Here is a 12,616-nt window from a genome sequence, read left to right on the forward strand (position 1 = left end):
GTGTGCGGCTCGCCGCCCGTGGTCCCCGAGGCTCCCGAAGGACGGTGCCCCGAACGTCCGATTTGATACGTCTGGTCCGCATACCGTCCCTGCGGCGGCACGCCCTCCCACGACGTGGGCGGGTCGTTTGCGACGATGGGCCCGTGCAGGTGCGCCGTCTCGTCTCGCGTCCGGTGCTCGTGGCCGCGGCCGCCGGCACGGGTTCGGTGCTCGGCGCCGCCGGAGGCTCGGTGGCTGCTGCTGCGTACTTCGCCCGCCGCGTCATCACGCCCGACGAGCTGCAGCCCGACGACGTCGAGATCCTGCGCCACGACGCCGGGACCGTCACCTTCTCCGTCACTCCCGAGACGGTCGTGCCCGGCCGTTACGGCGTCTGGCTCGACGGGGGAGCGGGGCACGCGCGGGTCGGCGAGATCGTCGACGCGGACCCGGAGTCGGTGACGCGCCGACTCGTGGCCGTCGACCGGGGCGCGATCGAGACCGGGCCCGCCCGCTGGAACCAGTACTACTTCTGGGACCGGCCGTCGGTGAGCCTGGGCCTGCCCGACGAGGACGTGGCCATCCTGTCCGACGTCGGTCCGCTGCCGGGCTGGGTGGTGCGTCGGGAGGACGGCTCGACCGGGTCCGACTGGGCCGTGCTCGTGCACGGACGCGGCGCACGCAAGGAGGAGACGCTCCGGGCCGTGCCGGTGCTGCGCGAGGCCGGGTGGACGAGCCTCGTCACGGCGTACCGCAACGACCGCGACGCGCCGCGAGGCCCGGACGGGCGCTACAACCTCGGCCTGTCCGAGTGGCGCGACGTCGAGGCGGCCATGGGGTATGCCGTGTCGCACGGTGCCCGACGCATCCTCCTTCTCGGGTGGTCGATGGGCGGCGCCATCGTGCTCCAGGCGCTCGACCGGTCACCGCTGTCCGACTACGTCGTCGGCGTGGCGCTCGACTCCCCGGTCATCGACTGGGGCGTGGTGCTGCGTCACCACGGCCGGTTGCACCGGGTGCCGGGCCCGCTCGTGCGGGTCGCGACCGACCTCATGGGCTCACGCCGCACGCGCCGGCTCGTCGGGGTCCACGAGCCGATCGACGTCGCCCGCACCGACTGGGTCGCACGCGCGGGCGAGCTCCGTTCCCCCATGCTCGTCATCGCCTCGGACGGCGACGACTTCGTGCCGATCGGTCCCGCGGTGGCCCTGGCGGGTCGCCGGCCCGACCTCGTGCGCCTCGAGCGGTGGGACACCGCTCGGCACTGCCGGGAGTGGAACTACGACCAGGACCGCTGGGAGCGCGTGCTGCGCGACTTCGTCCACGGGTTCGACGAGCGTCGCTGAGCCCCCGTCGTCCCCGTCGTCAGCGTCGGACGTACCAGCGGCCCATCAGCGTCGCGTCCTGCTCGACGAGCACCTCGAGGTCGAGGTCAGTCGGAATGCCCTCGGGGCCGACCGGCCGCGGGTGCTCGCCGCCGACGACGTGCGGGGCGATGGTGAAGCACAGCTCGTCGAGCCGGCCGGCCGCGAGGAAGGAGCCGAGGAGGCTCGGCCCGCCCTCGGTGAGCACGTGGTCCCATCCACGGCGGTGCAACGCCTCCACGAGGGCTGCGACGTCGACCGCCTCGTCACCACAGACGAGGACGTTGGCCTCGCCGAGGTCACGGCGCGCCGAGTCGAGCCCGGGCGCCGAGGCCGGAACGGCCATGAGCGCCCGCCCGTCCCGACAGCCGCTCAGCGTCGGGGGCACGTGCCCGCGGTTGCTCACGGCGACGAGGGGCAGCGCGTCGGGGAGGCCCTGGTGACGGCGTAGCTCGACGAGTGGGTCGTCCACGGACAGCGGGGGATAGCCCTCGGCGCGGATCGTCCCGGCCCCGACCACGACGACGTGGCTCAGGGCTCGGAGCACCTCGAAGACGACGTGGTCGGCGTCGTTGTTGATCGAGCCCGAACGTCCGTCCGCGCCCGTCGCAGCGCCGTCGAGGCTCGTCACCATGTTGCAGCGCACCCAGCGGTCCTGCGGTGCGGCATAGGCGCCGAAGAGCCCCGCCGCGTCGAGGTCGGAGAGGGCGGGACGTCCGGAGTGACCGGGCACGAGCAGGCGCATGGGGCCAGTATCGGCGACGGTCTGTCACGCCGCGCGGATCGGTGACCTCACATCCCGTCGCGCCGGTCTCCGGTCGGGCAGGATGACGCCATGGGCAAGGGCGCGAAGGGCAAGAGCAAGAAGTCAGGGAAGTCGTCGGGCAAGGGGGGCGGCAAGATCTCGAGCAAGAAGGCGGCCAAGCTCGAGGCCCAGGCCGCCGAGGACGAGGTCATCGCGGCGCACGAGGAGGCGGCCGTCGAGGAGATCCAGGACGTCGCCAACGCCCTGCGCGTCGGCAAGGGCTTCGTCCTCGCCGACGTCGACACGTCGGGGACTCCCGGCTTCACCGGGAAGAAGCTCGAGGGCAAAGCGGCGCTCAAGGCCTGCGAGGCCGAGCTGTCCGACCTGCTCGAGCGGCTGTTCGCGGAGTCCACGACGGGCTCGAAGCGGTCACTCCTGCTCGTCGTGCAGGGCATGGACACCTCGGGCAAGGGCGGCATCATGCGTCACGTCATCTCCGTCAACCCGCAGGGCGTCAAGGCGACCGGCTTCAAGGCACCGACGAAGGAGGAGCTGGCGCACGACTTCCTCTGGCGCATCGAGAAGGCCCTGCCCGGCGCAGGCCAGCTCGGGGTCTTCGACCGCTCGCACTACGAGGACGTCCTCATCGTGCGAGTCCACGACGTCGTGCCCGAGGCCGTGTGGTCCAAGCGCTACGCGCAGATCAACGCCTTCGAGCGCAAGGTGATTGCCGCGGGCACGACCGTCATCAAGGTGATGACGCACATCTCGAAGGAGGAGCAGAAGGCGCGGCTCATGGAGCGCCTCGACCGTCCGGACAAGTACTACAAGTACAACCCGGGCGACGTCGACGAGCGCGGCCACTGGGGCGACTACATGGAGGCGTACCAAGCCGTCCTCGACAAGACCTCGACGGTCGGGGCGCCCTGGCACGTCGTGCCGTCGGACCGCAAGTGGTACGCGCGCCTCGCGGTGCAGCAGCTGATCCTCGAGGCCCTGCGCGGGATGAACCTCCAGTGGCCGCAGGCCGACTTCGACGTCGAGGCGGAGAAGAAACGCCTGTCGGCTAGCTGACGCACCAGGCACGCGACGAGCGTCGGCGCTCGACGTGCGTCGACCCGAGGACGTATGCCGCCCAACGGGTTTCGCGTGAGCGCCTGCCTCGTCAGCCGGTTCGTTCGATGACGGCCGTCGCCGCGCCGGCGAGGTCGACGTCGAGCGATCCGAACGAGTGTCCGCGTCGACCCGCGATCCGGCTGGCGACGAAGGCGTCGGCGACGGGGCCGGGGGAGTGTCGGACGAGCAGGCTCGCCTGGAGGCCGAGGGCGAGGCGCTCGACGACGACGCGTGCACCGAACGACGCCTCCGGCGACGTGGGATCGAGTGAGCGAGCTTGCGCGAGAGACGACTCCACGTGGGCGTCGAGCTCGGCGCTCTGCCCGCGGACCTCGTGCAGCTCCTTCGTCAAGGCCTCGAGCGTCGTCGGTTCACGTGTCACGGCACGCATGACGTCGAGGGCGTTGACGTTGCCCGAGCCCTCCCAGATCGAGTTGAGGGGCGCCTCGCGGTAGAGGCGCGCGAGACCGTTCTCCTCGACGTAGCCGTTGCCGCCGAGGCACTCGAGCGCCTCGGCCACCATGGGCGCCGTTCGCTTGCACACCCAGAACTTGCCGAGCGCCACGCCCAGCCGGGCGAGCTCGGTCTCTCCGGTGTCGACGGCGTGGGCGAGGCGGAGGCCGAGGACGGTCGCGGCTTCCGCCTCGAGGGCGAGGTCGGCCAGCACGTTGCGCATCAGGGGCTGGTCGACGAGCAGCGTGCCGAATGCTCGCCGGTGCCGGGCGTGGTGCACGGCCCGGGCCACCGCATCACGCATCGTCGCCGTCGAGCCGAGGATGCAGTCGAGGCGGGTGGCCCCGACCATGTCGATGATGGTGCGCACCCCGCGGCCCTCGTCGCCGAGTCGGCTGCCCCACGTGCCCTCCAGCTCGACCTCGCTCGAGGCGTTGGAGTGGTTGCCGAGCTTGTCCTTGAGGCGTTGGAGGGCGAAGGGGTTGCGTGTGCCGTCGTCGAGGGCGCGCGGCACGACAAAACAGGTGAGGCCGCCCGGCGCCTGGGCGAGCACGAGGAAGACGTCGCTCATCGGGGCCGAGCAGAACCACTTGTGGCCCGTGAGCCGGTACGTCTCGCCCGGCAGCGCCCCACCCGGGGTGGCGACCGCTCGGGTCGTGTTGGCGCGCACGTCCGAGCCGCCCTGCTTCTCCGTCATGCCCATGCCCGAGATCGCCCCGGCCTTCTGCGACACCGGCCGGATGCCGAAGTCGTAGTCGCGGCTCGCGAGGGCCGGGAGCCAGCGGGCACCCAGGGTGGCGTCGTGCCGCAGGGCCGACCCGGCGGCATACGTCATCGAGACGGGGCAGCCGTGTCCCGCCTCGACACGTGACCAGAGGACGAAACCGGCTGCGCGACGCACGTGGGCGCCGGAGTTGGCGGGCGACGTCCACGGCTCGGCCGTGAGGCCGGCGCCGACGGACTGGGTCATGAGCCAGTGCCACGACGGGTGGAAGTCGACCTCGTCGACGCGGTTGCCGCGCGCGTCGTGCGTGCGCAGGACCGGTGGGTTGGTGTCGGCCAGCCGCCCGTGCTCCTGTGCCTCCGGGGTGCCGGCGAGGGCCCCGAGGGGGGCGAGGTCCGAGATGGCCGCGGTGCCGGCCCAGCGCTCCACCGCCTCCCGCAGAGCGACGTCGTCGGAAAGGAAGTCACCGCCGACGAAAGGGGGCACCTGGTTGGTCACCTCGTGTGTGCTCACCCGCCGAGACTAGGCGCCGACCGGCCGGCGCGAGCCGCCGGGCGCGTGTCGCGCCGGTCACGCGTGCGACGCGTGGTCGCTCCGCCGTTAGCCTCGGAGACGATGAGCGTGCGGACGAGGATGCGGGCAGTGCTGGAGCGAGTGCCGTTGGGCGTCCCGCTCGCGCGACTGACCCTGGAGACGATCCGGGTGTGCCTGCGCTACCGCGTCACCGGGCTCGCGGCGGAGGGCGCCTTCTTCATGCTGCTCAGCCTCCCGCCGCTCGTCCTCGGGCTCTTCGGCGGCCTCGGCTTCGTCGGCGGCTGGATCGGTGCCGACACGATCAACAGCGTCGTGTCGGCCATCGAGGTCTACGCCTCGCGCTTCCTGTCCGAGTCGAGCATCAACGAGCTGCTCCTGCCGACCATCAACGACGTGCTCAAGGGCGGGCGCGTCGACATCATCTCGGTCGGCTTCATCCTCTCGCTGTGGTCGGGGTCGCGGGCCCTCAACGTCTTCGTCGACACCGTCTCGATCATGTACGGGCAGAAGGACGCTCGCGGCATCGTGCACATGCGCGCCTTCAGCCTGCTGCTCTACACGCTCGGCATCCTCGCCGCGATCCTCGTGCTGCCCCTCATGCTGCTCGGGCCGGGGCTGCTCGCCTCGTGGCTGCCGGACGCGGCGGCGACCGTGACCAAGGCGCTCTACTGGCCGACGCTCATCGTCTTCAGCGTGCTGCTGCTCGCGTCGATGTACCACGTGTCGACGCCTCGACGGAGCCCGTGGCGGCGTGACGTGCCTGGCGCCCTGCTCGCCATGGCGATCTGGGTCGGCGCCTCGTACGTCGTCCGGATCTCGGTGGAGGCGTCGATGGGCGGATCGTCGATCTACGGGCCGCTGAGCACGCCCATCGTGCTGCTCATCTGGCTGTACGCGCTGGCCGTGGCGATCCTCATCGGCGCGGGCCTCAACGCCGCGGTCCGCGTCCTGTGGCCCGTCGACCTGCACGAGGGCGCGGACGTCCGGCTGGTCAACTGGGCGATGGAGGGCGCGGGAGGGCTGATCTCTCGCCCTGACCCGGAGGCGGGTGGCGATGAGTCGACGGCGGATGCCGACCCGCCCGCGACGTTCGACGGCGTCGACGTGCCGGCCGACGACGTCGGGGCGCACGGGCGCCGAGGGCGTGACCAGCAGTACGTGAGCAGCGACCACGGACCCATCAAGGCGGCCATCCAGCGCGGCGTGGGGGAGGGGGCCAGGGACGTCATCGATACCGCGACCGGGGCCTCTGCTCGGGGCTCGGATGAGGCTCCGAATCAGGCCTCCGATCAGGCCTCCGATCAGGCCTCCGATCAGGCCGCGAGACGGGGCTGAGGGGCTGGCATCGTGCCGACGACGGCCGGTTTTGTATCTCGTGGATCGATCGGCTAATGTCTACCAAGCACCGAGCGGGGAAGTTACACCGCTGGTGTTCCCGCGGACGTAGCTCAGTTGGTAGAGCGCAACCTTGCCAAGGTTGAGGTCGCCGGTTCGAGCCCGGTCGTCCGCTCGGAGGCAAAGATCCACTTGCCTTCCACGGTGGAGTGGCCGAGAGGCGAGGCAGCGGCCTGCAAAGCCGCGTACACGGGTTCAAATCCCGTCTCCACCTCGGTGAGACACCACGCAGTACCAAGCAACACCCAAGGGCGATTGGCGCAGCGGTAGCGCGCTTCCTTGACACGGAAGAGGTCACTGGTTCAAACCCAGTATCGCCCACCAGCACGAAACAGCCCCTGACCAGCGGAAACGCCGGTCAGGGGCTGTCGTGTTGTGTGGGCTCGGGCGGGCAGATCTCGGACTGAGTGACCAAGTGAGTGACTATCGATCCGGATCGTCGGTCAAAGCTCCTGGCCGAAGATGCGGACGTTCGGCCACGGCCCCAAAGGCCCGACGGACGACCGTCGGTGGGACTGGGGGAGTGGCATCCGGCACCCCCGTGAGGTCGACGTGACTCCATGTCAGTGCGCGGAGCTCTTCGGTGCGCGCGCCGGTGAGGAGCGACACGCAGACGTACGCGTTCACGTCGGACGTCTCGGCCGCGGCCAAGAGCGCCGCTGCCTGAGCGAGAGGTGAGTGCTTTCGACGGCCGGCCCGGCCGTCCTGAGGGCTCGTGGCAGAGCAGGATGACGTTGCGCTTGACCCTGTCTCGCGCCATCTGGCGGTCGATGGATCGTCTCAGGATCGACATCATCTTGCCGAGGGTCGAGGAGCTCGCGGTCCTGGCTTCGTAGGCGAGCCAGACGTCGACATCGTCGGCTGTCCGCGTGTCCCGTTAGCTTCTGCGCCAGAAGCGCGGCCACCGGATCCAGGCGGCGCCACACCGACGCCCCGATCGCATCCCGTATGCGTCTTCCCTAGTACAATTCAGAGCGAACCGGACAGTGCACCCGCTGACTCCGTGCGGGGCATGTGTGCGACGCAGGACGACCCTGGGGAGGCCGCTGTGCCCGTTCCACACAAGCGCCTCGCCCGGTTGACGCTCATCGCCTCGCTTTGTGCGGTGGCGACGATCGCGATGGTGGCCTTCGCGATCTGGGAGGCCCTCCAGGTCCCGACACCCGAATCTGGCGTCGGCTACCTCCCGGTCGCACCAGACCCGCGCGGGCCCGGACTTCCGCTGGTGCTGGCACTAATCGCGACGGTCGTCGGTCACCTGTTCGCGCTGGCCGCCGCGCACACCCGGGTGAGCATGCAGGTGCTCGCCCGTGACCCTCGGATCCCGCCGGACGTGTCCGCCGAGGTCAGACGCATGCGGCAGCAACTGCTTGACCGCCACGACGGCCAGGACGACCCGCGCGCCACAGGGGCCAGGACCGCCCTCAACGACGGGATCACGGCCGCCGCACTCGCGGGCAGCGCGCTACCCGCGAGTGACGCGCTGGCGGGCCGCGACGTCGCGGTCCGGGTCACCGTCCTCGTCCCTGCCCACAACGAGGAGCTGCTCCTGCCGGCCGCCGTGGGGTCATTGCGGGCCCAGTCGCGGCCACCCGACCGAGTGATCGTGGTCTCGGACAACTCCGTCGACGCCACCGTCGCTACGGCTCGCGGCCTAGGCGTCGAGGTGATCGAGACCGTCGACAACACGGAGAAGAAGGCGGGCGCCCTGAACCAGGTGCTGCACGACCTGCTGCCGACGCTTGGCATCGAAGACGTCGTCATGATCATGGATGCCGACACGATGCTGACGCCGGACTTCCTCCGGGTCGCCCTCGAACGCCTCGAGGATGACCCCGACCTCATGGCCGTGGGCGGCGTCTTCTACGGCGAGCCGGGCGGTGGACTCGTGGCGCAGCTGCAGCGCAACGAGTACACGCGCTACCAGAGGATCATCGGCCGCAACAAAGGCCGGGTGTTCGTCCTCACCGGCACCGCCAGCCTCATCCGCGGCTACGCCCTGGCGGAGGTCGCACGACGGCGCGGAACGCTCATCCCGGGTCCGCCGGGACGCGTGTACGACACGTGGGCTCTGACCGAGGACAACGAGCTGACCCTGGCGCTGAAATCCCTTGGAGCGAGAATGGTTTCGCCGCAGGAGTGCCGCTGCGTCACCGAGCTCATGCCGAATTGGCAGGCATTGTGGCGGCAGCGCAGCCGCTGGCAGCGCGGCGCGCTCGAGAACCTCGCTGCCTACGGACCGAGCCGCACGACTGCGCTCTACTGGGGGCAGCAGATCGCCATCGGCTACGGCGTCATCGCCCTCAACGCGTACCTGCTCCTCATGTTCGTGACGTTGCTCTCGGCGTCCAGCTTCGCCATATCCCTGTTCTGGGCGATCATCGGCATGATCTTCGTCGCGGAGCGTGTGGTCACGGTCTGGGCGGCAGGCTGGCGCGGCCGGCTGCTGGCCCTACCCCTGCTCATCGAGCTCGCCTACGCCCTCTTCCTGCAGGCGGTCTACGTCAAGGCCCTCGTCGACATCGCCACGGGACGAGCGTCGGGTTGGAACACCGTGGTCCGTCAGGAGGCAACGCTGTCATGATGTACGCCGGCATCGTGCTCCCGACCGAGACGCTCCAGACCGCCTGGTTCCAGTGGCTGGCTGGGTTCGTGGCCCTGAATACGCTCGCGTATGCCGCGTTGAGCCTCGCGAAGCTCATCCCTCGACGCAAGAAGTGAAGCTGCTCCCGTGTAGCGCGGCGCGACGTCGATGGTGGCCCGGCGCAGCGTGCCCACCACCGAGGGCAGGAAGGCCGTGTCGGGGCCGCGCCCGGAGGGCGTCGAGCTGCGGGTGAAGCTCTCGTGACAGGGTCGTCGACGTCGCTCGGTCCGCGCCATCGTGCGCGTTCCTCGCCCCTCCCAACAGCCCAGAACTTGACGTCTCGCTCGTCCCTACTGTCCAGAACTGATTTCCCGGGCCTCGCCACCTGGACTGCCCGCCAGACTCGCCAACTCCGACACAGCCCAAGATGTCTCCGGACTTCCCCTTGCCGACGCCGTCGGACGCTGTCCCCCAGGGCCACTCCTCGCTCCACACGTCTGGCACCAAAGTGGGCCGCGGAGCCCGCGGGTGCCCCGCCGGACGGGTTCGATGGGAGTGACGATGTCGATCCGAAGGATGACCTTGGTGTCGGGCTACCGCTACCTCATTGCTTCGGTGGCTCGCGGCGATGCCGGTGCTCCGACGTCGTCCCCGCTTATGGCCATGTCGAGCTCGGCTACGCCACCACTGCGCGTCGCGCTCAAGGGGGACGGTCGACACCACGCATGCATTCGTCTCCTCGACAACGATGCGTGAACCGCTGTAGGTGATGGCCACTCGTGGCCGCGAGCGCAACACCCTCTACGTAGACACGATGTACGACCCAGATGCGAGTACCTCTCACCAAGACCCTGACCTGCTCCATCCGGTGGACGTTCTCGACCGAGTTCTCGAGCAGTCTGGTGCCGATCTGAGCGCCACCGAAGGTCGCACGAAGGAAGCGGCCACTGCAACCAGCCCGGCACGCCGGGCCGCAGAGGGGGCAGCGGTCACGGCCATCCAGCGTGCTCGTCGCAGTCGACAGGTTCCCGGAATTCGTTCAATCAGCCGCGAGTTGTGACGGTCCGACCGGCATCCGTCAGCGGTTGGAGCCTGGGAGAGGTGCGTTGCGGCATGAGCGGCAACTTCCCCTTGCCGCTGGACGCACCCGTAGGGGACGCTCTTGTGTCATGGACCCGAAGTCGGAAGCCCACGAGGTCGAGCAAGTGCGCGTGAGGCTAGGGGAGCGGTACCCGCAACTTGACGCCGAGGTGATCGAGGCTGCGGTACGGCTGGCGCATTCGGAGTTGACCGGCGGCATCAGGGACTTCGTGCCCGTGCTCGTGGAGCATTCGGCGCGCGAGCGGCTTGCGGCCATCGCCGGCCGGGATGACGTGTCCGAGAGTGCTCAGGGGTAGACCCGGGTCATCAGGCGCCGCGCCCGGTGACTACCGGCACGGTGTCGGACATGGCCTTGCCGGGAAGGTGTTCGCGGCGTCGCCGAGCAGCCGTGGATACCCCGACGCCTCACCTCTCGTCCAACGCCCACGACCGTCCACGAGGAGCACGTGTGATTTGCTGCCAGTTCATCTTCAAACCCGGTGCGTACGACGAGGACTTCCACCGCCTTGACGAGCAGATCGACGACTACGCCCGTAACCTGCCGGGCTTCGAGCGGGTCGAGAAGTGGCTTGCTCCCGAGGGTGGTGTCGTCAACGCCATGTACTACTTCGCCGACCAGAAGTCGGTTGCCCTGCTCGCCCGGTTCCCCACCCACCGCGAGGCCAAGGGCCAGGTGCAGCGCTGGTACGACGGCTACCGGATCGTCATCAGCGAGGTCAAGGCAACCTACGGCGACGGGCGCCTGACCTGAGCGACATGTGGGGGCTGGTGGGCGTCGCACCTCAGGGCTCGCGTTTCCCGATCCGAGTCCAGCCGGTCCAACCACGCTCGGCGAGCAGCTCTCGCAGCCGCCCGACGGCCGGGTGGGAAGCATCGGCGAACGAGTCCATGAGTCCGATGAACGCGGCGTCCGGGGTGTCCTCGTCCTGCCGGTTCAGTTCTCCGCTTGCCGCCGCGTCCTCGAGAAGCTGGCTCATCAGGTCGGCTGTCTGGTGAAAGAGCTGCTCGTCGGCTCCGTCCTCCGTGATTCGGCCGATGAGCTGGTAGAGGCGGACAACCTTCGGGTTGGCGAGCTGGGCCACCTTCTCGGCCATGATCGCCGGTAGCTTCTCGGGCCATCGCGCCGCCATCAGGATCCAGGCGTCTCTCTCGGGCCGGATGACCGCCTCCGATGCTCCGATGGCTCGCAGCCGGTCCAGGTAGTCGACCACCTCCATCGGGAGAGCCAACGAATCGCCCGAGCCCAGCCGCGCGATCCGCCGCCGGTGCTCCTGAAGTGTGCGGATCTGTGCACGTAGGTGCCGGTCGATCTCCGCGGTCGCGGCGGCGAACGTGTCTGGATCAGCATCAAGAAGGTCGCGAACCCGGGCCAGCGGCACGCCGGCCTCGGCCAAGGTGCGGACCCGGATGAGTCGCACGACCGCCGCGGCGTCGTAGGTCCGGTAGCCGGAGTGGTCCCGTTCTGGCTCTGGCAGCAGTCCGATCTGGTGGTAGTGCCGCACGGCGCGCACGGTCACTCCGGCGTACCTCGCGAGCTCGCTGATGGTGATCATCGGTGTGATTCCCGTGTCTCGTGAGATGTTGCGGCGGTAGGTCAGGAGGCCGAAGGCGAGTGCCACAACAAGTCTGCCGACTCAGCAGGAACTCGTCACACGACTTTCGCAGGACGTGCAGGTGGTCGGCGAGGCGGGAGTTGCCAGAACGGCAGCAGCCGAGCCCGGGTACCGGCTCACATGACCCCCGGGACCCGGGTGGTGAACGAAGTCATAGGACGGCCCACCTGCACCCGTGCCACGATGAGGTTGTGACGTCTGCGGGCGAAGCGACACCGCCGGCCGCGCGGCAACCAGACACTGCGGGACCGGATGCGACGCGCCCGGGCGGCATCCACGGCCACGATCACCGCGCTTGGCCGGACGCTCCCGCTGGCGCTTGGCGCGCTGGGCATCGTCTTTGGCGACATCGGCGCGAGCCCGCTCTATGCGATGCAGACGGTCTTCAGCATCGAGCACAACACGGTGCGGGCCAACCGAAGTGATGTTCTCGGCGTGATCTCCATGGTCCTGTGGTCGATCACCCTCGTCGTGTCGATGAAGTACGTGTCACTCGCCATGCGGGCCGACAACGACGGGGAGGGCGGCATCCTCGCGCTCGTCGCGCTCCTGCGCCGCCACCTGCAAGGCACTCGTCGGCTCGCAGCGGTCATGGCGATGGGCCTGCTCGGCGCCGCCCTGTTCTACGGGGACGCGGTGATCACGCCGAGGAACGAGACCTCGAGGGCCCGCTCCAGCTCTTCCTCAAGGTAGTTCGCGACCACCCCGAGCTCGTCCGGCGCGTTCCCGGGGTGGCCGTCTTCCCGCACCCCAATGCGACGACGACGCCGCTCGCTCTGCGGGCCAACGCCGACTTCAACCACGTCGTCCACGAACAGGTCATCCTCGTACAGATCGTCAACGAGAACGTGCCCCACATCCGCCACGTGGACCGCGTCGAGGTCGACGACCTGGGCGACGCCACCGACGGGTTCGTGCACGTCAAGGTGCACGTGGGCTTCACCGACAGCCAAGACATCCCCAAGGGACTGGCACTGGCCGTCGGAACATCGCGTGCGCTCGACGTCG

Annotated in this window: 12 protein-coding genes and 3 tRNA genes; 12 read left to right on the forward strand and 3 right to left on the reverse strand. The window is 69.5% G+C overall.

All coding sequences use genetic code 11. The features are described from left to right. The first annotated feature begins 143 nt into the window (after positions 1-143). The gene (locus AC1DW8_RS14685; RefSeq protein ID WP_478094914.1) at positions 144-1,325 is read left to right on the forward strand and encodes an alpha/beta hydrolase family protein; all 1,182 of its coding nucleotides are present in this window, start codon (positions 144-146) and stop codon (positions 1,323-1,325) included. Between the two features lie 19 nt (positions 1,326-1,344). Here the strand turns inward: AC1DW8_RS14685 and AC1DW8_RS14690 are convergent, their stop codons facing one another. Further along, on the reverse strand, positions 1,345-2,088 hold the full coding sequence (locus tag AC1DW8_RS14690) for a dihydrofolate reductase family protein (protein WP_478094916.1): 744 nt from the start codon (positions 2,086-2,088) through the stop codon (positions 1,345-1,347). 90 nt (positions 2,089-2,178) lie between these two features. On the opposite strand from AC1DW8_RS14690, the gene AC1DW8_RS14695 reads away from it, so the two are divergent. Then, a complete protein-coding gene (locus AC1DW8_RS14695; RefSeq protein ID WP_056825269.1) occupies positions 2,179-3,162 on the forward strand; it encodes a polyphosphate kinase 2 family protein in 984 nt (327 codons plus the stop codon). Positions 3,163-3,253: 91 nt separating this feature from the next. Here AC1DW8_RS14695 and AC1DW8_RS14700 read toward each other — a convergent pair whose 3' ends face one another. Then, a complete protein-coding gene (locus tag AC1DW8_RS14700; protein ID WP_478094919.1) occupies positions 3,254-4,894 on the reverse strand; it encodes an acyl-CoA dehydrogenase family protein in 1,641 nt (546 codons plus the stop codon). A gap of 102 nt (positions 4,895-4,996) precedes the next feature. Between AC1DW8_RS14700 and AC1DW8_RS14705 the strand changes: the two genes are divergently transcribed. From AC1DW8_RS14705 to AC1DW8_RS14740, 8 genes are all read left to right on the forward strand, one after another. Further along, positions 4,997-6,250, forward strand: coding sequence for a YihY/virulence factor BrkB family protein (locus tag AC1DW8_RS14705; RefSeq protein ID WP_478094921.1), 1,254 nt, complete (start codon positions 4,997-4,999; stop codon positions 6,248-6,250). 102 nt (positions 6,251-6,352) lie between these two features. After that, a tRNA-Gly gene (locus AC1DW8_RS14710) sits at positions 6,353-6,425 on the forward strand. 28 nt (positions 6,426-6,453) lie between these two features. Next, positions 6,454-6,524 (forward strand) — tRNA-Cys (locus tag AC1DW8_RS14715). A 35-nt stretch (positions 6,525-6,559) separates the two neighbouring features. Beyond that, positions 6,560-6,634: transfer RNA gene (locus AC1DW8_RS14720), tRNA-Val, on the forward strand. Positions 6,635-7,358: 724 nt separating this feature from the next. Continuing rightward, complete coding sequence (locus AC1DW8_RS14725; protein WP_478094923.1) at positions 7,359-8,894, forward strand: glycosyltransferase family 2 protein; 1,536 nt, start codon at positions 7,359-7,361, stop codon at positions 8,892-8,894. Beyond that, a complete protein-coding gene (locus tag AC1DW8_RS14730; protein ID WP_478094925.1) occupies positions 8,894-9,031 on the forward strand; it encodes a hypothetical protein in 138 nt (45 codons plus the stop codon). Before AC1DW8_RS14725 ends, AC1DW8_RS14730 begins: the two co-directional genes overlap by 1 nt. A gap of 1,032 nt (positions 9,032-10,063) precedes the next feature. Beyond that, positions 10,064-10,291 carry a three-helix bundle dimerization domain-containing protein gene (locus AC1DW8_RS14735; protein ID WP_478094927.1) on the forward strand — a complete coding sequence of 76 codons (228 nt, stop codon included), beginning with the start codon at positions 10,064-10,066 and terminating at the stop codon, positions 10,289-10,291. Between the two features lie 152 nt (positions 10,292-10,443). Continuing rightward, on the forward strand, positions 10,444-10,746 hold the full coding sequence (locus tag AC1DW8_RS14740; RefSeq protein ID WP_478094929.1) for an antibiotic biosynthesis monooxygenase family protein: 303 nt from the start codon (positions 10,444-10,446) through the stop codon (positions 10,744-10,746). A gap of 31 nt (positions 10,747-10,777) precedes the next feature. Here the strand turns inward: AC1DW8_RS14740 and AC1DW8_RS14745 are convergent, their stop codons facing one another. Continuing rightward, the gene (locus AC1DW8_RS14745) at positions 10,778-11,614 is read right to left on the reverse strand and encodes a MerR family transcriptional regulator (RefSeq protein ID WP_478094931.1); all 837 of its coding nucleotides are present in this window, start codon (positions 11,612-11,614) and stop codon (positions 10,778-10,780) included. Positions 11,615-11,860: 246 nt separating this feature from the next. On the opposite strand from AC1DW8_RS14745, the gene AC1DW8_RS14750 reads away from it, so the two are divergent. Together AC1DW8_RS14750 and AC1DW8_RS14755 are read left to right on the forward strand one after the other, a co-directional pair. Continuing rightward, positions 11,861-12,301, forward strand: a complete 441-nt coding sequence (locus AC1DW8_RS14750) for a KUP/HAK/KT family potassium transporter (RefSeq protein ID WP_478094933.1) — start codon at positions 11,861-11,863, stop codon at positions 12,299-12,301. Between the two features lie 38 nt (positions 12,302-12,339). Continuing rightward, the coding region (locus tag AC1DW8_RS14755) for a KUP/HAK/KT family potassium transporter (RefSeq protein ID WP_478094935.1) at positions 12,340-12,616 on the forward strand (277 nt) is incomplete at its 3' end.

Source organism: Terrabacter sp. P2_E3 (genome assembly GCF_056403915.1).

Excerpts from the sequence above, each read along its gene's own strand:
- AC1DW8_RS14690 (WP_478094916.1), bottom strand. The coding sequence starts at position 2,088 with ATGCGCCTGCTCGTGCCCGGTCACTCCGGACGTCCCGCCCTCTCCGAC.
- AC1DW8_RS14695 (WP_056825269.1), top strand. The coding sequence starts at position 2,179 with ATGGGCAAGGGCGCGAAGGGCAAGAGCAAGAAGTCAGGGAAGTCGTCG.
- AC1DW8_RS14705 (WP_478094921.1), top strand. The coding sequence starts at position 4,997 with ATGAGCGTGCGGACGAGGATGCGGGCAGTGCTGGAGCGAGTGCCGTTG.
- AC1DW8_RS14730 (WP_478094925.1), top strand. The coding sequence starts at position 8,894 with ATGTACGCCGGCATCGTGCTCCCGACCGAGACGCTCCAGACCGCCTGG.
- AC1DW8_RS14735 (WP_478094927.1), top strand. The coding sequence starts at position 10,064 with ATGGACCCGAAGTCGGAAGCCCACGAGGTCGAGCAAGTGCGCGTGAGG.
- AC1DW8_RS14750 (WP_478094933.1), top strand. The coding sequence starts at position 11,861 with ATGCGACGCGCCCGGGCGGCATCCACGGCCACGATCACCGCGCTTGGC.